Origin of the sequence: Vibrio pelagius (genome assembly GCF_024347575.1) — a bacterium.
GTDB classification, from domain to species: Bacteria; Pseudomonadota; Gammaproteobacteria; order Enterobacterales; family Vibrionaceae; genus Vibrio; species Vibrio pelagius.
In genome coordinates, this window is record NZ_AP025503.1 from 2,086,456 (window position 1) to 2,110,665 (window position 24,210).

General features: G+C 45.3%; 20 protein-coding genes. 9 read left to right on the top strand and 11 right to left on the bottom strand.

Translation table 11 applies throughout. The features are described 5' to 3' along the window. Positions 1 to 77: 77 nt before the first annotated feature. The 7 genes from vsple_RS09015 to vsple_RS09045 all read left to right on the top strand — a co-directional run bounded on the left by vsple_RS09015 (position 78) and on the right by vsple_RS09045 (position 11,043). On the top strand, positions 78 to 647 hold the full coding sequence (locus tag vsple_RS09015) for a PilZ domain-containing protein (RefSeq protein ID WP_255230389.1): 570 nt from the start codon (positions 78 to 80) through the stop codon (positions 645 to 647). Positions 648 to 652: 5 nt separating this feature from the next. Then, positions 653 to 4,114 carry a transcription-repair coupling factor gene (gene mfd / locus vsple_RS09020; RefSeq protein WP_255230388.1) on the top strand — a complete coding sequence of 1,154 codons (3,462 nt, stop codon included), beginning with the start codon at positions 653 to 655 and terminating at the stop codon, positions 4,112 to 4,114. A gap of 66 nt (positions 4,115 to 4,180) precedes the next feature. Continuing rightward, the gene (locus vsple_RS09025; protein ID WP_261881800.1) at positions 4,181 to 4,948 is read left to right on the top strand and encodes a peptidoglycan binding protein CsiV; all 768 of its coding nucleotides are present in this window, start codon (positions 4,181 to 4,183) and stop codon (positions 4,946 to 4,948) included. Between the two features lie 80 nt (positions 4,949 to 5,028). Continuing rightward, the gene (locus vsple_RS09030; protein WP_261881801.1) at positions 5,029 to 5,574 is read left to right on the top strand and encodes a GNAT family N-acetyltransferase; all 546 of its coding nucleotides are present in this window, start codon (positions 5,029 to 5,031) and stop codon (positions 5,572 to 5,574) included. Positions 5,575 to 5,733: 159 nt separating this feature from the next. After that, on the top strand, positions 5,734 to 6,426 hold the full coding sequence (imuA, locus tag vsple_RS09035) for a translesion DNA synthesis-associated protein ImuA (protein ID WP_261881802.1): 693 nt from the start codon (positions 5,734 to 5,736) through the stop codon (positions 6,424 to 6,426). A 3-nt stretch (positions 6,427 to 6,429) separates the two neighbouring features. Beyond that, positions 6,430 to 7,869, top strand: coding sequence for a Y-family DNA polymerase (locus vsple_RS09040; RefSeq protein ID WP_261881803.1), 1,440 nt, complete (start codon positions 6,430 to 6,432; stop codon positions 7,867 to 7,869). 99 nt (positions 7,870 to 7,968) lie between these two features. Next, a complete protein-coding gene (locus tag vsple_RS09045) occupies positions 7,969 to 11,043 on the top strand; it encodes an error-prone DNA polymerase (RefSeq protein WP_261881804.1) in 3,075 nt (1,024 codons plus the stop codon). A gap of 146 nt (positions 11,044 to 11,189) precedes the next feature. Here the strand turns inward: vsple_RS09045 and vsple_RS09050 are convergent, their stop codons facing one another. Together vsple_RS09050 and mlc are read right to left on the bottom strand one after the other, a co-directional pair. Continuing rightward, entirely contained in the window at positions 11,190 to 12,131 is a 942-nt protein-coding gene (locus vsple_RS09050) for a chemotaxis protein CheV (protein WP_261881805.1), read from the bottom strand. A gap of 168 nt (positions 12,132 to 12,299) precedes the next feature. Continuing rightward, positions 12,300 to 13,517 (bottom strand): sugar metabolism global transcriptional regulator Mlc, encoded by a 1,218-nt coding sequence (mlc, locus tag vsple_RS09055; RefSeq protein WP_261881806.1) that lies wholly within the window; start codon positions 13,515 to 13,517, stop codon positions 12,300 to 12,302. 333 nt (positions 13,518 to 13,850) lie between these two features. Here mlc and pyk point away from each other — a divergent pair, with 333 nt between their 5' ends. Next, a complete protein-coding gene (pyk, locus tag vsple_RS09060) occupies positions 13,851 to 15,296 on the top strand; it encodes a pyruvate kinase (RefSeq protein WP_255230380.1) in 1,446 nt (481 codons plus the stop codon). Between the two features lie 102 nt (positions 15,297 to 15,398). On the opposite strand, the gene vsple_RS09065 is transcribed toward pyk, so the two are convergent. Beyond that, the gene (locus tag vsple_RS09065; RefSeq protein ID WP_261881807.1) at positions 15,399 to 16,580 is read right to left on the bottom strand and encodes a patatin-like phospholipase family protein; all 1,182 of its coding nucleotides are present in this window, start codon (positions 16,578 to 16,580) and stop codon (positions 15,399 to 15,401) included. 43 nt (positions 16,581 to 16,623) lie between these two features. After that, complete coding sequence (gene cydH / locus vsple_RS22015) at positions 16,624 to 16,713, bottom strand: cytochrome bd-I oxidase subunit CydH (protein ID WP_150868968.1); 90 nt, start codon at positions 16,711 to 16,713, stop codon at positions 16,624 to 16,626. Between the two features lie 143 nt (positions 16,714 to 16,856). Between cydH and vsple_RS09070 the strand changes: the two genes are divergently transcribed. Continuing rightward, positions 16,857 to 17,450, top strand: coding sequence for an outer membrane protein (locus vsple_RS09070; protein WP_261881808.1), 594 nt, complete (start codon positions 16,857 to 16,859; stop codon positions 17,448 to 17,450). Positions 17,451 to 17,542: 92 nt separating this feature from the next. Here vsple_RS09070 and vsple_RS09075 read toward each other — a convergent pair whose 3' ends face one another. The 7 genes from vsple_RS09075 to pabC form a co-directional block, all read right to left on the bottom strand. Further along, positions 17,543 to 17,947: a hypothetical protein gene (locus vsple_RS09075; protein ID WP_261881809.1), complete on the bottom strand. Its 405-nt coding sequence runs from the start codon at positions 17,945 to 17,947 to the stop codon at positions 17,543 to 17,545. A gap of 172 nt (positions 17,948 to 18,119) precedes the next feature. Then, entirely contained in the window at positions 18,120 to 19,550 is a 1,431-nt protein-coding gene (gene ptsG, locus vsple_RS09080; protein WP_261881810.1) for a PTS glucose transporter subunit IIBC, read from the bottom strand. 446 nt (positions 19,551 to 19,996) lie between these two features. Further along, complete coding sequence (locus tag vsple_RS09085) at positions 19,997 to 20,764, bottom strand: TatD family hydrolase (RefSeq protein ID WP_261881811.1); 768 nt, start codon at positions 20,762 to 20,764, stop codon at positions 19,997 to 19,999. After that, complete coding sequence (locus vsple_RS09090; protein ID WP_261881812.1) at positions 20,755 to 21,720, bottom strand: DNA polymerase III subunit delta'; 966 nt, start codon at positions 21,718 to 21,720, stop codon at positions 20,755 to 20,757. The genes vsple_RS09085 and vsple_RS09090 overlap by 10 nt, the downstream gene beginning before the upstream one ends. A 7-nt stretch (positions 21,721 to 21,727) precedes the next feature. After that, positions 21,728 to 22,360 carry a dTMP kinase gene (gene tmk / locus vsple_RS09095; RefSeq protein ID WP_261881813.1) on the bottom strand — a complete coding sequence of 211 codons (633 nt, stop codon included), beginning with the start codon at positions 22,358 to 22,360 and terminating at the stop codon, positions 21,728 to 21,730. A gap of 11 nt (positions 22,361 to 22,371) precedes the next feature. After that, positions 22,372 to 23,388, bottom strand: coding sequence for an endolytic transglycosylase MltG (gene mltG, locus vsple_RS09100; protein WP_261881814.1), 1,017 nt, complete (start codon positions 23,386 to 23,388; stop codon positions 22,372 to 22,374). Beyond that, positions 23,385 to 24,194: an aminodeoxychorismate lyase gene (pabC, locus tag vsple_RS09105; RefSeq protein WP_261881815.1), complete on the bottom strand. Its 810-nt coding sequence runs from the start codon at positions 24,192 to 24,194 to the stop codon at positions 23,385 to 23,387. Before pabC ends, mltG begins: the two co-directional genes overlap by 4 nt. Between the last annotated feature and the right edge of the window lie 16 nt (positions 24,195 to 24,210).

A 24,210-nucleotide genomic window follows, 5' to 3' on the forward strand; every position in this document is an offset into this window, starting at 1 on the left:
TGCTACTTTGCCAATACCAACCTTGATTACTGTAGCCACATAGCGATAATCAATAGATCACTTCAAGGAACTAAAGCATGACAGAGCAAGAATTTTTCACCGTCCACCATAGCCTTAACGCCAACATAGAGCCGATGGCTGAAGATTTTGTTCTCCCATCGCAAATCCAGTTCGAATCAGAGATTCCGGCTCCGTTTGTGGTCGCGAGTGAATTTAGTCAACTTGATCTCATGGCAGACAGTGCGCGTAAAGAGTTGAAAAGCAGCGACCTCAAAAACGTCATCAGCTTGCTTGATGCGCAAAATTCTAAGCTTAACTTACTGCTCAGTTTTATGCTCTCTCAACAAGACCAAGCAGAATATCGCACTCATACATACAGTTTTGGTGCAAGTCAGTTCTCTTGCTTCACTCAGTTGGATATAGCTCAAGGAAGGTATGTAAAAGCGAAGTTGTTCCTTGAACACCCAGCCGCAGCGGTATATTGCTATGCTCAAGTAAGCAATTCAGTACCAAGAGACGGCGGGTTTGAAGTTTTATTTAAATATGCGCACCTGCGCGACACAGACCAAGATCTATTGATCAAAGCAGCCTTACATCAGCAACAGAAACTGCTTCGTCAACGCTCACTCGATCGAGATAACAAGTAAATCCCATGACCGATACATCTATTTTTACGTTACCGACGCCAAATGGCGCAGGGGACAAAAAACATTTAGGTAATTTAATTGGCTCTTCACTGGCAGCTTCCATCGCAGGACTCGCTGAGCAACATAACAGCCACACCTTACTCGCGGTGCCCGACCCACAAATTGCTCTCAAATTACAGTCAGAAATCGAGCAATTTACCCAGCATTCGGTGAACCTATTCCCTGATTGGGAAACGCTACCGTACGATAGCTTCTCTCCGCACCAGGAGATCATTTCTGACCGTATTGCTCACCTGTATGCGTTGCCGACTCTAAAAACCGGAATCACGATTGTACCGATCAGCACATTATTGCAACGCCAGTCACCAAGAGAGTTCCTTCTTCAACACACTCTAATGGTTAAAACGGGCGATCTTTACTCTCTAGAGAAACTGCGTCTGCAACTTGAAAAGTCTGGCTATCGTTATGTTGATCAGGTATTTGGTCCAGGTGAATACGCCAGTCGCGGCTCGATCTTAGATCTGTTCCCAATGGGCAGCAAAGACCCATATCGTATCGACTTTTTTGATGATGAGATCGATACCATTCGCACCTTTGATCCGGAAAATCAGCGGTCAATCGACGATATTGATGAGATTCGTCTTCTTCCTGCTCACGAATTTCCAACATCAGATTCGGCTATCGAAGACTTTCGCATTCGCTGGCGTCAACAATTCGAAGCGCGCCGCGAACCTGAATCTGTTTATATGCAGGTCTCCAAAGGTACATGGCCTGCGGGTATTGAATATTGGCAGCCGCTTTTCTTTGATCAAACCGAAACCTTGTTTGACTATGTCGCCGACGACACACAAATCTTGGCACTGGGTGATATCGAACAGGCCGTCGACACCTTCCTATCTGATGTAGAACACCGCTACGAGCAGCACGGTGTCGATCCATTGCGCCCATTGCTGTCGCCAGAACAACTTTGGCTGAAAAAAGATGAGTTGTTCAGTCACTTTAAGCAAAAAGCGCAAGTAGTACTTAGCATTGAGAGCTTAGAAGAGAAAGCAGGACGCACTAACCTGCCCGTTTCAGCCCTGCCAGATCTTAGTGTTCAGCATCAGAACAAAGAACCACTTGCTAACCTACGTAAATTCACAGAATCATTCTCTGGCAAGATCGTATTCTCGGTAGAGTCTCAAGGTCGACGCGAGGCTTTATGTGAATTATTGCAAGGCATCAAGATTCGCCCTGTAGAAGTCGAAACTCTCCTACAATCATTGTCAGAGAAAAATAAGTTTAACCTCGTTCTCGGTGCTGCTGAGCATGGTTTTATCGACAACCAACGTGAACTGGCCTTCATTTGCGAAAGTGACCTCCTAGGTGACCGAGTAATCCAGCGTCGCAAGAAAGACAAAAAGAGCGTTAACAGCGACACCGTTATTCGCCACCTTGCAGAGCTAAAACCTGGGCAACCTGTGGTTCACATCGACCACGGTATTGGCCGCTATATTGGCTTACAAACTCTCGAAGCCGGTGGCATGAAAACCGAATATGTCACACTTGAGTATCAAAACGATGCCAAACTTTACGTACCGGTTGCTTCGCTCAATCTCATTGGCCGCTACTCAGGTGGCGCTGAAGAGACTGCCCCTCTACACAAACTCGGGGGCGAAGCGTGGCAGAAAGCGCGTAAACGTGCCGCAGAGAAAGTGCGAGATGTGGCTGCAGAGCTTCTTGATGTATACGCTAAACGTGAGCTAAAACCGGGCTATAAATTTGTATTAGACCGCGGTCAATACGCCACCTTTAAAGCGGGTTTCCCATTCGAAGAGACCGATGACCAAGCAATGGCTATTAATGCCGTGATGTCTGACATGTGCCAACCAAAGGCTATGGATAGACTGGTGTGTGGTGATGTGGGCTTTGGTAAAACAGAAGTAGCAATGCGCGCCGCATTTGTCTGTACTGATAACGAAAAGCAAGTTGCCGTACTGGTACCCACTACCCTGCTGGCGCAGCAGCATTTCGAGAACTTTAGAGATCGCTTCGCTAACCTGCCGATTCGTGTCGAAGTACTGTCGCGCTTCAAATCAGCGAAAGAGCAGAAACAAATCTTGGCCGACGTTGCAGAAGGTAAAGTCGATATTGTGGTTGGTACGCACAAACTGCTTTCAAGTGATATCAAATTCCACGACCTTGGCTTGCTGATTGTCGACGAAGAACACCGTTTCGGCGTTCGACAAAAAGAGAAAGTTAAAGCGATGCGTGCTGATGTAGATATCCTCACCCTAACTGCAACGCCAATTCCAAGAACATTGAATATGGCGATGAGTGGCATGCGTGACCTTTCGATCATCGCGACGCCACCGGCTCGACGATTGGCTATTAAAACCTTTGTCCGTCAAAGTGATGATGCAGTGATAAGGGAAGCGGTACTGCGTGAAATCATGCGTGGTGGTCAGGTCTACTTCTTACATAATCAAGTCGACACCATAGAAAAGACCGCAGAGTCGCTACAAAAACTGATTCCAGAAGCCCGCGTCACGGTCGCTCATGGTCAGATGCGTGAACGCGAGCTAGAACGTATCATGAATGATTTCTACCACCAGCGCTTTAATCTACTGGTGTGTACGACCATCATTGAAACGGGCATCGACGTACCAACGGCTAACACCATTCTCATGGATAGAGCGGACAATCTCGGTTTGGCGCAACTGCACCAACTGCGTGGCCGTGTAGGTCGTTCACACCACCAAGCGTATGCATACCTACTCACGCCGCATCCAAAAGCGATGACCAAAGATGCGATTAAGCGACTCGATGCCATTGCTTCACTCGAAGATCTTGGCGCTGGTTTCACGCTAGCGACTCATGATTTAGAGATCCGTGGTGCCGGTGAACTACTTGGTGATGAGCAGAGTGGTCAAATCCAATCGGTTGGCTTTAGCTTGTACATGGAGATGTTAGAGCAAGCGGTTGAAGCACTTAAGGAAGGTAAAGAGCCGTCGCTTGATGATCTGCTTCGTGAGCAAACAGAGATTGAGATGCGTCTCCCTGCACTTCTGCCAGACGACTACATCCCAGACATCAACACTCGCTTGTCGACATACAAACGCATCGCTAGTGTGACCAACAATGATGAATTGGCGGAACTGAAGGTAGAGCTTATCGATCGCTTTGGTGTACTGCCTGATGCGACCAAGAACTTACTGTCAGTCTCTGAACTGAAACTGGCGGCGGCGGCAATCAAAGCTAAAAAGATTGAAGCTCACGATAAAGGCGGTTTCTTAGAATTCTACCCAGACGCTGACATAAACCCAGCGTACCTTGTTAAACTGTTGCAATCTCAACCGCAAAAGTTTTCAATGGAAGGGCCAACTAAGTTCAAGTTTACGGTACCATTGGTAGACAGACGGAAGCGAATTCAATTTGTCGGTGATCTTTTGAGCGAATTTAGACAAAACTTGCTACCAGCAAGCTAACTTCACTCTTTTTCACTGAGCATTTAATTTATCCAGCCGGAGATCCGGCTGGGATACGGAGTAAAAATGAAACGACTGATCCCACTACTACTATTGTTAGTCTCTATGCCGAGTTTGGCACAAAGACAATTTGATATAGAAGTGATCATTTTCAAGCGTGCTGTTGATGCTGAACAGGTCAATGAATCATGGCCAAACAGCCTTCCTGAAATCTCTCTTGAGCGTGCCGGCTCTTTCCAGAACTCTCAGTTTCGTGCAAAAAAAGGCGTACAGATGCTGCCTTACTCTGAATATGAGCTGAATGGTGAGAAAGAAAAGCTGCGCAAGCACGCAGGCTTTGAAGTCTTAATGCATACCGCTTGGCGCCAGGGCGATGAAGGTCGTAATGCTGCACCGGTGTTCCATATTCAAGCAGGTAAAGATTACTCTCAATCTTTTAACGCTGATGGATCAGAAAAGAGTGCCGTTGTTACAACCAGTGCAGAAGGTATTAAAGAAGAGACTATCGATAAGCCTCTTTATGAGCTAGATGGTAAGCTGCAAATCTACGTTCAACACTATCTATACGCAGAGGCAACTCTAGATCTGAAAGCGCCAAGTGTTCGTGAAGTCACGCTCCAAGAGCAGCAAATCGAGCTAGACTCGCCAGTCAGTGGTGGCGACAGCACTGTCCAGGTAGGTAATTTGACTGAGATCTCTCCAACTGTAAAAGTTGAAGAGTTTCTAAAGAGCTACCGTATGGATCAAAAACGTCGTATGCGCAGTACTGAAACACACTACCTCGATCACCCTCTACTGGGCATGATCATTCAGGTTCGCCGTGTTGCACAGTAGCCAAAGCTGTCAATAAGCTATACTTTATACGTTATCGATACGCCCTCCTAGTGAGGGCGTTTTGTTATTAGGAGGGCAATATGAGTCCAGATTTTCACATAGTGACCCGCAACTTAGTCCTCAGAATCATAGAAGCATCTGATGCGCCAGAGTTTGCTCAATGTATTCAACAATCTCCGAGTCTATCTCGCTGGATTGATTGGTGCCATGCTGAGTACTCACAACAAGAAGCAGAAAAATTCATCCTTGCCACTCGACTCAACTGGGTCAAAGCAGACGCGTTCGGTTTTGGAATATTTGACCGAGAGAGTGACAAATTAATGGGGATGGTGGCAATCAACGAGCTTTATCACACCTTCAATATGGCAAGCTTAGGGTACTGGGTCGCAGATCAATACCAAAAACGCGGCATCGCAAAAGAGGCCATGTTAGCACTGTTTGAGTTTTGTTTTGCCCAACTCAAACTCACACGTCTAGAAATTGTATGTGATCTCGACAATTTGCCAAGCCAACATCTGATTGAAGCATGTGGTGCAAAGCGAGAAACCATTGCCCGAAACCGGTTTATTTTTAATGGTGAGCCCAAAGACGGTGTGGTGTACGCCGTGCTACCTCCTGGGTACTAGAGTTTCCCCACCAAGTCTCTTTCTAATCAAGTCGCATTAAATGCGGCTTTTTTTATTTTGAAAACAACCAACTAAGAGCGAGCTTTCCTTCTTTTGCTCATTTTTCTTTTCATAATTCTCAGAGTTAAATATACTGTATGTATATACAGGTATTTAGCTATGCATGAACTGATCAAAAATCTACAAGACCGCCAACTTATCTGGAAAGGTCTGCAGCCTAGTACACAAGGGCAAACTCACTCTACAGGATACCCTGAGCTCGACAATCAGCTTAATGGGGGCTTTCCTACGCACGGCGTCATAGAAGTCGAATCTCAATCAGGTTTAGGAGAGATCCGTTTACTGACACCTTACCTAGTGCAACAGAGCGCTCAGCGTCTTGCTGTGTTTATTAACCCTCCAGGTCATGTCTGTGGTGAGTTCTTTGATGCTCAAGGAGTGCCTCTTCATAACATTCTTGTGATCACACCAAGTAGCGATATCGAAGCGTTATGGGCCGCTGAGCAGTGTCTGAAAAGTGGGGCTTGTCACTCCGTGCTTTTATGGGGAACGGAACTTGAGATTCATCAAACCAAGCGCTTACAAGCAGCGAGCGAAACGGGTCGCTGCCTGCAATTTCACTTCAAGAGCAGCAGTCATAATCAACTCTCTTTGCCCGTGTCACTGAGCATGAAATTATCACCGCACCAACTTGGTTTAAGGGTGGAAGTTATCAAACGCAAAGGCAGTTGGTCGTACGGCAGCTTGGTTATAAACATGCAGCAACATTGGCCGCTTTTAATAGAACCAACATCTGCAGAACTGCACGACGATTCAACTATTATCCCCTTCCCAATTGCGAAACAAGGGTGATCTATGTTGTGGCTCTATCTGCATTTTCCATCATTACAACTGGATAGCTTATTCAGTGGTGATAAGCAAAACCAACACCCGCTGATTATTGTTGATGAAAAGACGCATAAGGTAATTCAAGCCAATAGCTTGGCTTTGGATTCTGGAATAACACTGGGTATGGGGATTGGTTCAGCTGCCGCTCTCAATCATGAGCTCCAAGTGCTGCCTTATCGCGCAGAACTTGAAGAGAATCGCCTCAAGGAGATCGCACATTGGGCCTATCTAGTCACTTCTGATATGGCCCTACTGCCACCGAATGGGCTTTTAATTAAAACTTCAAACATGTTGTCGCTCTATGATGGGCTCGACAATTACTGGAGCACATTAAAACAGCATCTTTCTACATTAAATGTCCAATTCCATTTCGCCACTGGCTACTCACCACTAGCAGCTATTTTGCTCGGGAAAAAGTCACTTAACTTAATCACGAGTGACACCGAGACAATGAAACACCGTGTTCAGCAACAGTGCTTAACCAGCACCGAACTACCATGTAAACAAGTCGAGCGTTTACAGCGTGTCGGTATGGATACGGTTGGGGACTTATTAAAACTGCCGATTCAAGATGTTGCACGCCGATTTGATATTGATCTGGTGAACTATGTTGGACGCCTAAACGGGCAATTTAAGCACCCTATTGATTTTTATCATCCACCTGAAAAGTTCGAACAGTATCTAGAGTTATTGTTTGATATCGAGAACCTGCAGTTTATTGAGAAACCACTGACCAAATTACTCACACAGCTCGAAGCCTTTTTGACACTCCGTGACCGTGTCGCTTTTGAAATCAAACTCACTTTGCATCTGCGAGACTGTGAGGATCACAGCGTGCCTTTTTTCTCCGCACAGGGAGACTACCTTGCCACTAAATGGGCACAGCTTACTCACCTTAGCCTAGAGTCTGTCACGATTAATGCTCCAGTTCAGGGGTTAACCTTAACCTTAGTTCGTCATGGAGAGCCTCAGGCGGCTTACCACGATCTGTTTGATGGCGACACAGGAACCCTAGCATCACTAGACTTGCTTTCACTCCTGCAAGCTAAGCTGGGGCAAGCAGCGATTCACTCACCTTTCACGCACCAGGACCCAAGGCCAGAGAAAGCCAATCAATACTCATTGCCTAAGTTAGCGTCTCAGGCTCAGAGTCGAAAACCTTCAGCAATGAATCGTGTTTCTTCATCACCACACAAGCGTTTAAGGCCAAGTATCTTATTACCAACACCAGAGCCATTAACGACACCTGTTACGCTATCTCAAGGCCCTGAGCGTATTGTTTCTGGCTGGTGGGATGGCGAGAAAGTGATTCGAGACTATTTCATTGCTCGTTGCGAAACCGGACGTTGGCTATGGGTGTTCCGCACCCCAAACAAAGCGTGGTTTATCCATGGGTTATTTAGTTAAGCAGATTCAGCAATCGAATCCGTTTCAGTAGCACCGACTATTAATTATCGAAGCTGACCAACGACTGTTTACACATTTTCATTAGGATCTTAATACGCTATGGCACAGCACTACTCTGAACTCTTTTGTCAAAGCAATTACTCTTTCCTAGAAGGAGCATCTCATGCTGAAGAGCTGGTTCTCCAAGCGGATTTTCTGCGTTACTACGCTTTAGCTGTCACTGACGAGTGCTCTGTTGCCGGTATCGTGAAAGTACATGCTGCAATAAAACAGCACCAGTTAGCGCTCAAGCAGATTGTTGGCAGTATGTTTTGGCTTAATGAAGAGTGCCAGCTCTTGTTGCTATGCCCGGATCGACAAGCTTATGCGGAGCTATGCCGAATCATTACCAACGCTCGTAGACGCAGTGAAAAAGGGCATTACCAACTCTCTGAGTGGGATATCATGTCGGCCAAACACTGTTTAGTGATATGGCTCCCTCAACAAACTACTCAAGATAATCATTGGGGAAGCTGGCTCAATCAGCATCACTCAGGCCGACTTTGGATAGGGGTTCAGCGTCATCTTAAGCAGGATGATAAAGAGTATGTATCTCATTGTTCAACACTTTCTCAGCACCTCCAGCTTCCGATCACGGCCTGTGGTGGCGTACTGATGCATAATGCTAATCGCCTACCATTACAACACTCTCTTACGGCAGTAAAGCATCAATGCTCCGTGCCCGAAGTGGGCAGTCACTTACTGGCTAATACAGAACGGTGTTTACGTAGCATCAATAAGCTCAGTCATATATTCCAAAAATCGTGGTTGGATGAGAGCAACCACATCGCAAGCTTATGCCAGTTTGACCTTGATAGCTTACGTTACGAGTACCCAAGCGAGCTGATTCCTGCGGGGCAAACGCCAAACCAATACCTCAGAAACTTGGTCGAACAAGGCAAGAAAAGCCGCTTCCCTGACGGGATACCCCTTGATATTGAGCAGATCATTGAGAAGGAGCTGAACTTAATTGAAGAGCTCGATTACCCTTTCTTCTTCTTAACCATTCACGACATCGTAATGTTTGCCAAACAACAAGGCATTCTTTACCAAGGCAGAGGCTCTGCAGCCAACTCTGTTGTATGCTACTGCCTTGAGATAACGTCAGTCGACCCACGTCAGATATCAGTACTCTTTGAACGCTTCATCAGTAAAGAGCGCAATGAGCCACCTGATATCGATGTGGATTTTGAGCATGAGCGTCGCGAAGAGGTTATCCAGTATATCTACCAAAAGTACGGTCGAGAGCGTGCAGCATTAGCGGCTACTGTTATCTCCTATCGCTTTAAGAGTGCGGTACGAGATGTAGGGAAAGCGCTAGGGCTGCAAGAGACACAGCTGGATTACTTCATTAAAAACACCAACCGCCGAGATAAGCATCAAGGTTGGCAGACGCAACTGACACTGCTTGGATTACAGCCAGACTCTCTCAAAGGGAAACAGTTTATCCATCTGGTCGATGAGATCATCGGATTTCCACGCCACTTATCTCAACATGTGGGCGGTTTTGTGATCTCTTCAGGCCCGCTTTATGAGCTCGTTCCTGTAGAAAATGCCGCCATGCAGGAACGCACGATCATTCAATGGGATAAGGATGATTTAGAAGCACTTGGCCTACTCAAAGTCGATGTATTAGCACTTGGTATGCTATCTGCAATCCGTAAGTGCTTCACCATGATCCAGCAGCATTATGGGCGATCACTGTCGATTGCAGAGATCACTCGTTTACAAGACGATCCCAATGTCTATGGCATGATTCAGAGAGCCGATACGGTAGGCATTTTCCAGATCGAATCTCGGGCACAAATGAGTATGCTGCCACGTCTAAAGCCAAGGAGCTATTACGACTTAGTGATTCAAATCGCCATCGTACGACCGGGACCAATCCAAGGTGACATGGTACACCCCTTTTTGAAGCGAAGAGATGGACAAGAGCCCATCGACTACCCCTCCTCTGAGGTTGAATCCGTACTCTCTCGCACATTGGGCGTCCCTATTTTTCAAGAACAGGTCATTAAGCTCGCCATGGTTGCTGCTGGCTTTACGGGAGGTGAAGCCGACCAGTTACGACGAGCAATGGCAGCTTGGAAAAAGAATGGCAACGTATTTAAGTTTAAATCTAAGCTCATCGATGGGATGCAAAGCCGCGGCTACGATATCGCCTTTGCCGAGCAAATCTTTAAACAGATTTGTGGCTTTGGTGAGTATGGATTTCCCGAGAGCCACTCCGCTTCTTTTGCTGTGCTAGCGTACTGCTCTGCATGGCTAAAATACTATTATCCTGAATGCTTCTATGCATCGTTACTGAATAGCCAACCTATGGGTTTCTACAGCCCATCACAACTGGTGCAAGATGCGCAGAGGCACGGTGTGAAAGTCCTGCCAGTGTGTGTTAATGCTTCACAGCGAGACCACATCGTCGTTAACCAAGAACAGAAATTGGCTATTCGACTTGGCTTAAGGCAAGTGAAAGGCTTGAGTGAACAAGCAATGGAGAGTTTAGTCGCCAACCGCCCTTACCACGGCTATCGCCATCCGAATCAAATCACTCAACTCTCCATCAATCGTAGGGATATTGAGCTATTGGCTTCAGCGAATGCGATGCACAGTGTATCCGGTGATCGATTTCAAACTCGCTGGGTCTTAATGGATTCAGCCTCTGAACTGCCACTGTTTAGAGACATACACGAATCGCCTCAGCCACTTCGTCAACCCAATGCGACACAAGATTTATTAGAAGACTTTACCAGTACGGGGATCTCTCTCAATCAGCATCCAATAAGCCTGCTTGAGCAAGCAAACAAGCTCGGGCGTTTTACTCACATGCAAGATCTTAAGCATCGAAGAGATAAGTCTATGGTCACCGTTGTGGGTGTCGTGACGGGGAAACAGTCTCCGGGAACAGCAGCGGGCGTGACCTTTTTTACCTTAGAAGACAATACCGGCAATATTAATGTGGTGGTATGGAAGGCAACTGCTCGCTGTCAGCAACAAGCCTACCTCACTGCGAAAATTTTAAAAGTGAAGGGAATCATAGAGAAAGAAGGTGATGTCGTTCATGTGATTGCAGGTCAACTTATCGATCTAACAGATGAGTTAACCGGGCTAAAAACTCAATCGCGAGAGTTTCATTAGTGTGAGTGACAATCCAGAAGATAATGAATGGTTTAAATGTCATTATCATAGAAATCCCCCTCCAATACAGAAAAGGGAGGCATCTCGCCTCCCTCAAATCTCATACGTAAAATCAAACGTCAACATCCGTTTCCGCACATCTGTGCTTATAAAATCTGGCGCATTCTCTCTTGAGTCACTTCCACCAGCAAATCTGGCTGGAACTTAGAAATGAAGCGGTTACAACCGACTTTCTCAACCATTGCTTCATTAAAGCTACCACTAAGCGAAGTGTTGAGTGTGATAAACAGGTCTTGCATACGAGGGTCGCTACGCACTTCATGAGTAAGTTTGTAACCATCCATCTCTGGCATTTCTGCATCCGTTATCATCAACAGCAGCTCTTCATTAATATCCTTACCTGCATCACACCAAGACTTCAATAAGTTAAGTGCCTCAAGGCCATCGCAGCATTCAATAATGTTCAAACCAAGTTGCGATAACGTCCCTTTAATTTGGTTACGCGCTGTAGACGAGTCATCAACAATAAGTACATTACGTCCAACCAATTGAGTGGCTAACTCTGCATCGAGTACGCCTTCAGAGATCGAGACGTCGTAGTCAATGATCTCAGCAAGCACTTTTTCTACATCAATGATCTCTACAATCTTCTGTTGTTTATCTTCTTCAATGTGGGTAATTGCTGTCAGGTAGTTTGCTCTGCCTGTTGTCTTTGGTGGCGGCTGAATTTCAGTCCACATCGTATTCACGATATTACGAACCTGCCCCACTAAGAAGCCTTGAACGGTACGATTATACTCGGTAATGATAAGGTTACTTTCTTGAGATTCTTGACGAGATGGCGGGAAACCAATCGCACTGCGTAGATCAATCACAGGTACTGACTCACCACGCAAGGAAGCAACACCAGTGATATTGTGATGCGAACCCGGCAGTTTAGTTAACGCAGGTACTTTGAGCACCTCTTTTACTTTGAATACGTTAATCGCGAATAATTGGCGGCTATTCAAACTGAAAAGCAACAGCTCTAAACGGTTTTCACCGACTAACTTGGTTCTTTGATCAACCGAATTCAAAACGCCAGACATACAACACCTTAGTGATAAAAATAACTGCAGATACAATAGCCTAAATCAATAAGCTACTGTAAAACTACATAGGAAGGTTCTTAAACGAATGGCTTATTGTAAGCAATATACCATTGAAGTAAATGGGCGGTGTCCAGATATGAGTGGCAGATAAGTTAATTTGACCAATTAGCCCTCAATCACTCTCATTAGCAATTGACCGTCGTACAGCGCCTGTTTGATCAGCGCTGCACCTGGCATGGTTGCTTGTTTGTAGAAACGAGACTCCATCAATTCAAGGTCTTGATGATAAACTTTTAAGCTTTGTTCCTCGATGCACTTTTGAATGGCTGGATAAAGAACACTTTTCGCTTGGTTGACGACACCACCAATCAAGATCTTTTCAGGATTGAAAAGGTTAATCACGATAGAAATCGCCGAACCTAGATAGTGCCCTAGCTGCTCAATGACCTCCACAGCCATAGGATCGCCTTCGGCAGCGGCGGCACAAATTTGCTCAATGGTAACGTCTTCAATCCCTTCCAGAGACGAACGTTCACCTTGAGCGAGACGTTCTTTTACTTGTTCACGAATGGCTTGAGAACTAGCAACCGTTTCCAAGCATCCTCGATTACCACAGTGACAAAGTTTACCCTGTTTATCGATCTGAATATGTCCGAGCTCGCCGATGTTTCCGTGACGACCTTGTAAGACACGACCATCGAGGATAATACCCGCCCCTAAACCGTGGTGAATAGAGATAAGTACAGAGTTATCATTATCTTGAGAGTTACCAAACAATTTTTCCGCTAGGGCCCACGCACGCGTGTCATTGGCAATAAAAACGGGCAGCCCTGTCTCTTTGTGGATCTCAGGTCCTAGAGCAAGGTTTTCGACATTATAGTGCGGCATCTGAAGAACAATGCCCTGCTCCGAATTCACCAGACCCGGTAGCGTTACAGCAATACTAGTAACCCTATCAAGTTGCTCGGCGTAAGTTTGAAAAAATTCATCGATTTCATGGAGTAGGCGGGCCAACACATCCTCTTGGTCGCGTTCGTGAATATCAATCTTAGTATCGATAAGCACATCACCACCCAACTCGTGCAAAGCGATGGTGAGATAACCACGACCCAGTCGCATCGAAAGAAACTGCCAGCCTTCATTATTCGTTTGCAAGCCAACAGCAGGACGCCCACGAGTAGTGGCTTCTTGTACCGTCGTTTCATGAATAAGGTGAGCTTCCATGAGTTCACGAGTAATTTTGGTAATACTCGCCGGAGCCAACTCACTTTGTTTGGACAGATCGATACGAGAAATAGGACCTTTAAGGTCAATTAGTTTATATACACGACCAGCATTGACCTGTTTGATATGATCAATATGGCCCGGTTGAGCCATGTACATTTTACGCTCCAGAAATCATCAACGGGGTAATTTTTTTACTTTGCGAAGTAATTGTGAAGTCCCTTGGTATATTGCCGTGACAAGCATCACGTATATACATGAATCTTTGTGTTTCGAGTCAAATACTTTGACAGAAATTCATACATCTCCCTTTACAGTTTGGCTTATTAAAGCCGGCCTTAATTTTCATCAAAAAATATTATATTTGCGTCTGAACACGGATCATTTTATGTAATTGGAAAAATATCTCGTTGGCTCCCAATAAATTGTCAGTTAATGCATATACTTAATTTTATCTTACACAAGTTACTTGGTCTCACAGTAGGAGCATTCATGACAGCACAAGTAAGAAAAACAAAAATCGTTACCACCTTGGGCCCATCCACAGACAAAGACAACATTCTCGAAGAGATCATCAAAGCCGGGGCTAACGTCGTTCGCATGAACTTTTCTCATGGTAGCAGCGAAGATCATATTCAACGAGCTGCCAATGTTCGCGCTATTGCCAAAAAGCTCGGTACTCAAATCGCTATTCTCGGAGACCTTCAAGGGCCAAAGATTCGAGTCTCCACCTTTAGAGAAGGAAAGATTCAACTCGCCGTTGGTGACAGATTTACGCTCGATAGTAGCCTAGGGTTAGGTGAAGGTAATCAAGAATCAGTGGGACTGGATTACAAAGAACTCCCCAATGATGTCGATACAGGCGATATCCTGTTGCTTGATGACGGTCGTGTTCAGCTCAAAGTCACTTCAGTAGAGGGTTGCCGAGTACATACCGAAGTCATCATCGGTGGCCCTTTATCTAACAATAAAGGGATCAATAAAAAAGGCGGTGGTCTCTCTGCAGAAGCGCTAACGGAAAAAGATAAACGCGACATTATTACTGCTGCAGAGATCCAAGTTGACTACCTTGCAGTTTCATTCCCTCGCAACGGTGAAGACATAAGCTACGCCAGACAACTCGCCCGAGACGCAGGCTTAGAGGCGCATTTAGTCGCTAAAGTAGAACGAGCTGAGACAGTGTCTAGCATTGAGAACATGGATGACATCATCTTAGCTTCAGATGTAGTCATGGTAGCCCGTGGAGACCTCGGAGTTGAAATTGGTGACCCTGAACTCGTTGGTGTACAAAAACAGCTTATACGTCGAGCTAGAGCGCTTAACCGTACCATCATCACTGCGACTCAGATGATGGAGTCGATGATATCAGCACCAATGCCAACACGTGCTGAGGTGATGGATGTCGCCAACGCCGTTCTTGATGGTACTGATGCAGTGATGCTATCTGGAGAAACAGCAGCGGGCGCTTACCCTGTCGAGACAGTTAAATCGATGGCTGAAGTGTGCATCGGTGCTGAGAAGATGGCCGATGTAAACCAATCTAACTACCGCATAGACCGTACTTTCTCGACGGCAGAAGAGACCATCTCGATGGCCACTATCTACTCGGCAAACCACTTGGAAGGCATTAAAGGCGTTGTCGCTCTGACCGAGTCTGGTCGCACGGCATTAATGATGTCTCGCCTCAGTGCAGACATGCCGATTTTCGCTTTGTCACGCAATGAGGGAACGCTCAACCGTTGTTCCTTGTATCGAGGTGTTACGCCTATCTATTTTGAAACGGATAAAGAGGACAGCTTTGATATCGCCCTTTCTACACTGACCTGTTTAAAAGAAAAAGGAATGCTCAAGCCTGGCGACCTGGTAATCACAACGCAAGGTGACATTATGGATGTCGCGGGCTCAACAAACTGCATGCGTGTTCTCCCTGTTACCTAATTATTAGCTATTGCATCATTCATAATCATGGCTGTGAGGTTAAACTTCGCAGCCATTTAGTGACTGAAAAAGGAAGTGAGTAGGTTGAAATGAAGCTAAGTGTTACGCAAACTGAATGACGTGAGAATCTTTGGCGTTTTGTATTGAGCAATACAACTCGACAAACTTAAATCCAGCTTCCATCCCAAGCTGATAATCATGCAAAAGATCTTCTTTATTGCTCATCAATGAGCTCGATCTAAGAGGCTCGCTCGGTGCAATTTGAATGACAAAGGTATCGTCAGGTGGTGACTGCAAGAAATCCAGAGTCAATGAGTAGGTTTGGTAGTGTACCATCAACATATCCGCTAAACCTGAATCAAACTTATCACCAACTAAGTGGCTAAGGCGATAGATATCATCAGCGCCAAACAGCCAACGTCCACCATTAAGTAAGTTTAAATGCCGTCTCTCAAGCTTCTGTTGCTTAGATCTAAAGATCTGTTGTTGGAAAAACGTTCTCCAGTCAATCTTCCATTGTGCTACTTTCTGCTGCCAATGCTCCTGTACACTCGTGAAAGAGTTGCGAAACCACTCTAGCTCTTCCGCAGAAATAGGTTTCGGAGGCTGAGGTCCTTGCACCAACTCACTCTCTAAATGCCACCCGGAAGCCGGCTCAGTACGTATTACAACGATCGAGCGTGCATGCCTTCTCCAAGCCTCCTGAACCGGAATCGAAGCCGATACCCCACCATCAACATAATGCTCACCAGCAATCTCAATTTCACCGTTATAAAGGCGCGGAATCGCACAGGTCGCGAGCATCACCTTGTACCAATCTTCAGTGAATAGCGGGAAGTAGTGATCTTTAAGATCTTTCACATCGGTTACTGCCGCATAGATATTACGGCCGCCTAAAACTTGTCGCCCTAAATCGAGGTCGAGTTTGTAAGGATAAGCCAGAACTTTTTCAAGCGCCCACTCCATTCCCAGACCTTTGCGGTGTCGAATATAAGAGAACAGGTTAAAAAATTCAGGGTCCGTAGTGAGTTCCATAATAAAAGACTTACCCAGGCCTTTGTCTCGACAAGCAAAAGCACACAGATTCAACGCACCAGCAGAGGTGCCAAAGAAGTCATCGAATGGATCAAAATTAGAAAGGAGGAAGGCGTCTAACACGCCAGATGTAAATACACCTCTTTGGCCACCCCCCTGAGCAACCAAAGCTGTTTTACCCGCAATAAACTTGTCGTAGTGATCCAAGTCTATTGCGATATCGATATTGGTTATTACGCCACTGTTCATTGTTAGCCAAAGCGAACTGAGTAACTTCGCTTTTCTACTGTAGTTAGTTGGTTATTGCAATAAAACCGAACGTAAGCAGTACAATGAAGATAAAAGCGGTAATTTGTAGAGCGTTTTTCAGATCATGTTCCATAGACACCTCTGGTTATTATAAATTTACGTTACCTTATTTAAGTGATATCAGGTGTGTGAAGTATGTTCAAGATTCGTCGAAATTAGTCGCACAATATTGACGTAAGCATCACAATTAGTGGGTGTATGGATAAGGATAGGCTCATGAATAACAAAGTAAATACTCTCGCACTTGTTGCACTCCTGAGCTATTCAGGAGTATCTCTATCTGCAGAGATTCAAATCACGCCCATGATAGGCTTCACTGGCGGTGGTGCTGTCGAAGATGAAAATGGCAACACCTATGATATGGAAAATTCAGCAAGCTACGCTCTTGCGATTGAAACACCACTCGAAAAAGGCCGAGTTGGACTGTTCTACTCAAACCAAAAATCCGAACTAGAATCCCTAAAACTAGACTCTTCAATTCAATATTTGCACTTCCAGAGTAGCATCTACTACCCTGCAACCAATCAATTTTCTGGTTACTTAGGGTTGGGATTAGGCGCTTCCTATGTTGATGTTGATTGGGTAAAAGATAAGTATGGGTTCTCGGCATCCTTGTTTGGGGGCGTGGAGTATAAGCTCTCTGATAACCTCGCATTAACCACTCAACTGCGCTGGTTAGGTACGGTTGTTGACAACGATACCAGCGGAGCCTGTACCGTCCCTACGACTGGGCAAAACTGCGTGATCCGCTTTGACACTGATTGGATGAACCAATTTCAAGCTAATGTCGGCCTGACATTTACTTTCTAGTGATAGACAGCCAGATACATGAGATGACCCGAAACGGCACAAATGTTATCTAATGAAAAAAGGCGCGAATAGAGTCGCGCCTGTTTCTGATCTTAAAACTTGTAAGTGATACCCACTGCGCCACCAAGCTGTAATTCGGGTCCCGCATACAGGTCTAATTCAGGATGAACTTGCGCGTAAGCGTTCCACCCATCATAGAAGTTCACTTTCACACCCAGCGGTACTCGTACACCGAAATCGTCTTCCCATTCAGCCCATGCACCGACACCTACATACCAGTCTAATGGTGTTTCTGAATCAAACTTGCCACGTTTAAGCACGTAATCGAAAGCTGCGCCGTCATTACCAACTGTCACGCGGTAAGTGTTGTCCATTTCAATTACAGCACTCAAACCTTGGTCTAACGCTAAGCCCACTTCAAGGTCTGTATTGTCTGCCGCATATACACTAAAAGCACTGCTCGCAATCAGAAAGCCAAATAATCCATATTGTTTCATAATCACACCTTATTAATACATCTGCGATGAAGCATAGTTATCTATTAAAGATAGATGTCATCGTAGAGTTAGGGAAAGATGGATATTCGGTCAACTTGACCACATTGGTGAAGAGACTACACAAATGAAAAAAGGAGGCTTAAAGCCTCCTTCTGTTCGATTGAATCAGTGATTAACCGTTGTTACGGATCCACTCATCCATGTCTGTTTTCAGGTTGTCAGACTTAGTACCGAAGATAGCTTGAACACCACCAGCTACTACTACTACACCAGCAGCACCTAGTTTCTTCAGTTTATCTTGGTCGACAACTTCAGTATCAGCAACCGCTACACGTAGACGAGTGATACAAGCGTCAAGACCTGTGATGTTAGTCTTACCGCCGAATGCAGCAACAAGTTCGCCAGCTAGCTCAGAGCCAGTCGCTACAGCTTGGTCTTCAGACTCGTCTTCACGACCAGGAGTCTTAAGGTCTAGGGCTTTGATTACTGTGCGGAATACGAAGTAGTAAAGCGCTGCGTAACCTAGGCCACAAACAATCATTAGACCCATCTTAGACGCGTTGCCAGATAGAACTAGGAAGTCGATTAGACCGTGAGAGAAAGATGTACCGTGTACAAAACCCAGAGTGTTCGATAGTACGTATGCAGAACCCGCTAGTAGAGCGTGGATTGCGTACAGCACTGGAGCAACGAATAGGAATGAGAATTCGATTGGCTCAGTAATACCTGTTAGGAATGAAGTCAGAGCAGCAGATGCCATGATACCCATTACTTTAACGCGGTTTTCAGGCTTAGCAGAGTGTGCAATTGCGATTGCAGCAGCTGGTAGACCGAACATCTTGAACATGTAACCACCCGCTAGCTGACCGAAGCCGTTGCCCGCAGCACGAGATGCTTCATCAGCAACTAGGTAACAAGTAAGAACACCGTTTTGAGTTTCGCCAGCAGCGTTTACACAAGTACCAGCTTCAAAGAAGAAAGGTACGTTCCAAACGTGGTGAAGACCGAATGGGATCAGAGAACGCTCAATGATGCCGTAGATACCAAACGCCACTTGTGGGTTTTGGTGTGCAGCCCAATCAGAGAATGCAGCGATTGCGCCGCCAACTGGTGGCCATACGATTGACAGTACGATTGCAAGGCCGATCGCAGAGAAACCAGTGATGATTGGCACAGCGCGCTTACCAGCGAAGAAGCCAAGGTACTCTGGAAGTTGGATACGGAAGAAACGGTTGAATGCCCAAGCAGCAACACCACCGACTAGGATACCACCTAGTACACCAGTGTCGATTTTCTCGACGCCCATAACACCAGCCATTACGCCAAGTGTTGCTGTCATGATACCGTAACCAACGATTGCAGCTAGACCCGCTACACCGTCATTGTTTGTAAAGCCAAGTGCCACACCTACAGCAAATAGCAGCGCCATTTGACCAAATACAGAGCCGCCCGCTTGTTCCATTAGGTTAGAAACGATTTCTGGAATGAAAGGAAGGTCCGCGGCACCAACACCAAGCAAAATACCCGCAACTGGTAAAACTGATACTGGTAGCATCAGAGACTTACCAACTTTTTGCAGGCTAGCAAAAAGGTTCTTAAACATGTTTATGCTCCTGATAAAGATAAAAATAATTATATGGGTTCTAACGGCACACCCCCGTAGCCTAAATGTTAGCACCCAGTGAAAATGTAACCATGTATTGCATTATATTTTCTGCCGCTAAATATATATTGATGGGTAACAAACTTTCTAGTGACTTACGAAATTTAGTTTCAAAACACGTCTTGGATCACATGTCAAACCCCAAAATGCAATGGTTTACAATGGTGTAAATCATTGTTTTTTATTGAGTTTTATTTTTCACCCTATTATTTTACGGGGTAAATAAAATAATAGGTAATGTTATTTTTAGTAACAAAATTACAGGTGTTATATTTTTTGCTCTCAAGTTCAACAGAATTAGTAAACATCAAAAAAGTTGAGCGTTTTGGTGATCTAATACACAAAAAAGGGAGCTTACGCTCCCTTTTGTTTATCAATTTAATTTTTTAACGCAAAAAAAGTTTTCGGTAATTTTCCGTTGTTTTTTGTGCAACTTCTCTCATTGAAACTCCCTTGAGCTGGGCGATGTACGCAGCCACTTCAACGACATATGCAGGCTGATTCTGTTTACCGCGATATGGCACCGGAGCAAGATATGGAGAGTCAGTTTCGATCAGTAGCCTGTCGAGTGGAATATTTTTAACCACTTCTTTTAACTCTGTCGCTTGCCTAAAGGTCACGATGCCAGAAATGGATATGTAAAAACCCAACTCCATAGCTGCATCAGCAAACGCCTGATCCTCAGTAAAACAGTGAATAACACCACCGCATTTCTCAGCGCCACCATCACGCAAAATAGCGAGGGTATCTTCACGTGCATTGCGTGTATGAATGATCAAAGGCTTGTTAAGCTCAACGGCAAGTTCAACATGCTGCTTAAAACGTTCTTGTTGCAGCTCCGCTGTCTCCGGCTGATAGTGATAATCCAACCCTGTCTCACCAATAGCAACAACCTTATCGTCGCTGGCGTAACGACGCATACGTTCAAAATCGAAGTCACTCTCAACATCAAGTGGATGAACACCACACGATGCATGAACATTATCGAAAGGCGATATCATTTCGAGCATATTTTCGAAAGAATCTAATGTCACACCAACGGAAAGTAGCTGCTCAACGTTAGCCTCTTTAGCCTTATTGATGACATCTTCTACGCCAGTATGTAAATCTTGATAGTCCAATTTGTCTAAATGACAGTGGGAATCTACGAACATGTTTCCTCACAAGTGGCAATAAGCCAATTCATTATCAGAAGCTCTGTATTGAGCCCTGGGTGTTGCTTTAATTGTTCAAGAAGAACCAGCAGCTGACTCGACGATTTATGAGCCGCTTGATACGACAGAGTGATCGATAAAGCTTGTGCATTCGGCAGAATAGATTGACTTTGAATACCAAAATGTACCTTCTGCACGTCTGAGAGCAGATGCCACAACCAACTTAGCTGAACAATTGAATCTTTCGCTATTTCAGATGCCAATTGCATCAAATTGAAGTCTTTGCGCTGAACAATCTTCAAAAAACGGTCGAACAGTTGCTGAGAACTCTCTAAGCCGCCCTCTTCGACCATAGCCTTTGCCAGTAGCGGTGCATTGTCATTCAGAGCAAGCACGTAATCTGGAACATCTTTGCCTAGCTCTTGCTTCAACCATTGACCACCGACTTCTAAGCTTGGAGTAGTGACGCTGAATTGCTGACAACGACTCACAATCGTCGGCATTAAACGATGGCTGTTCTGGCTAACTAGTACAAAAATACAGTCGCTGGAGGGTTCTTCTAAGGTTTTAAGCAGTGCATTCGATGCCGATTCATTCATCGCCTCGGCTGGACTAATCACGATAACACGCAAGCCGTTCAACTGAGATGACTCTTGCGCCCAACGATTGCTCGAACGTATCTGGTCAACCGTAATTGCTTTGCCCTCTTTCTCTGGAGAGATAATATGAAAGTCTGGATGACTGCCTGATTTCATTAGTTCACAGCTGTGGCAAAAGCCACACGCCTCACTCTCGTAGTTGATACACATCAACGACGCGGTGAGTTGATCCACGACTTTATCAACCCCCAAACCCAAGGGTGCATTCACAATTGATGAATTAGGAAATCGCCCGGCTTCTAAGCTCTTTTTCCACTCGTTCCAAAGTGGTGATAGCCAAGGGTATAACTCGGTCATATTTAACCTACTGCTGCTCAAGCCAAGTTGTTAGTGCTTGTTTGATATCTGCCGCCACTTGCTCGATCTCTTGCTCAGCATTAATGACCAATACAGAGTCATCTTGCTCGGCGATCTCTAAGTAACGTTCTCGTGTACGATCGAAAAATGAGATATCCATTTTTTCAATACGATCTAGCTCACCACGACCACGCGCACGCTCTAACCCGACACGCGGGTCCAAATCTAAATATAGGGTTAAATCGGGTTTAAAGTCGCCCAAAGTCGTCTCTTTCAAAGAGGTCATGACCTTACGGTCAATCTGACGACCACCACCTTGATAAGCTTGTGACGACATATCATGACGGTCACCTAAAACCCATTTACCTTCAGCAAGCGCTGGTTTAATCACATTCTCAACCAACTGCACACGTGCCGCATACATCAATAACAGCTCGGTCATATCTTGCAGCTTTTCGCCTTCATGCTCTTCTTTGACTAAAGAGCGCATCTTTTCGGCAAGAACAGTGCCACCGGGTTCACGAGTATTCACAACCTCAGCAACGCCTGACTCTTTGAGTGTCGCTAAGATTGCATTAATCGCAGTGCTTTTACCTGCACCTTCTAGACCTTCTACCGTAATAAACTTCGACTGATTCATAGCTTTGTTCTTTATTTGTTCTTTCTTAATTGCTTTAAGTAAGCTCGTACTGCACGGTTGTGCTCAGCCAAACTCTTTGAAAATACGTGACCACCTGTGCCGCTTGCCACAAAGTAAAGGTAATTACTCTGCTCTGGATTCAAAGCTGCATTGATCGACGCTCTACCAGCCATTGCAATCGGCGTAGGTGGTAGACCATTGATTGTGTAAGTGTTGTATGGTGTTGGCGTTCTTAAATCTTTCTTACGAATGTTGCCATCATAGCTGTCACCCATTCCGTAGATAACCGTTGGGTCAGTTTGTAGACGCATACGCTTATTTAGGCGATTGACAAATACCGATGAAACACGTTCACGCTCAGAAGCAACGGCGGTCTCTTTTTCGATGATAGACGCAAGGATAAGCGCTTCGTAAGGTGATTTTAGAGGTAGCTTATCGGCGCGACTCTCCCACTCTTGATTCACCACATCCATGAGATCTTTATGAGCACGTTTCAATAAGTCTAAATCGCTAGTGCCATAAGTGTAGTGATAAGTTTCAGCGAGGAACAAGCCTTCGAGCTTCTTATGCTCTATGCCCAGCAGCTCTGCGATCTCTTCTTCAGAGACGCCTTGTAGTGTCTGCTCAATAAATTCGTTCTGTTCTAACTGCTGACGCCACTCATCAAAGCGGCTACCTTCAACAAACGTTATCGTAAACTGATGCTCTTTACCTTCAACCAATACTTGAAGCGCTTGGTTAAGTGTTAGTTCCGGCTCAAGCAAGAAAGTACCCGCTTTCACATCGACCAATTCGGGATGAAGCTTACGAATTAGTTTGCTGTATGGCGACGCCGTAAACAAACCTTCATCAACCAGTTGATTCAATACCCGATGAAAACTCGCACCAGGAGCGACAGTGATCACCAGTGGCTCTTCGAGCTGAATCACTTGTTTTAGGTGCGCTTCAGCTTGATTGTAAATATAGAATGCTGCTGATGCTGCGATCACCAGGCATAAGACGACAAAAATAGATAACTTCTTAATCACGAGTTTAATAGTCCTTGAAGGGTACGTGTGACATGTCCAATTTCGAATTGTGTTTCTTTAATCTTGGTAACAGGCGCAACACCAAGGAGCGAGTTAGTCATAAAGACCTCATCGCTAGAGAGCAGGTGTTTTAGATCGAAGCCGCCGACGACGACCTCTGTTTGTTTTCCTAATTCATGCAATACCTGTTTACGCATCACCCCAGCAACACCGCTCGCATTCAGCTCAGGAGTGTAAAGCGTTGAACCTTTACGCCAAAACAGGTTTGCCATGGTAGTTTCAACCACCTGATCATTGATATCTAATGCAATACCATCAATCAAGCCTAATTCATCTAACTCTGCTTTCATGAGAATCTGTTCAAGGCGATTGTTATGTTTGTGGCCCGCTAAGAATGGAGATAGCCCCAGTTTTTGCTCACAAACACCAAGTCTAACGCCAGATTGCTGCCATTGATGGTAATGCGCTGGATAAGCGAACGTGCTAATAGTCACGACAGGTGAACACGCACCGGATGGGCTGTAACCTCGACCACCGGAACCACGACTCACATGCAGCTTGACGCCTCCTAGCCCTTTTTCAGGCATAGAGCAAAGCGCTTTCTCCAACCATAAGTTGACTTGCTCCCAATCGAGAGGCGTAATACGCAAAGCAACGAGGCAAGCATCTACTCGCTGTTGGTGATCACTGTAATATTGAATTTCACCATCGAGTGTCAGCATCGTGGTAAAACAACCATCGCCATACTGAAACGAACGATCGGTTAAGGCGACCGTTTGCTGGCTTTCTCCATCAACCCAAAACATGCTTTTCTCCAAAAAA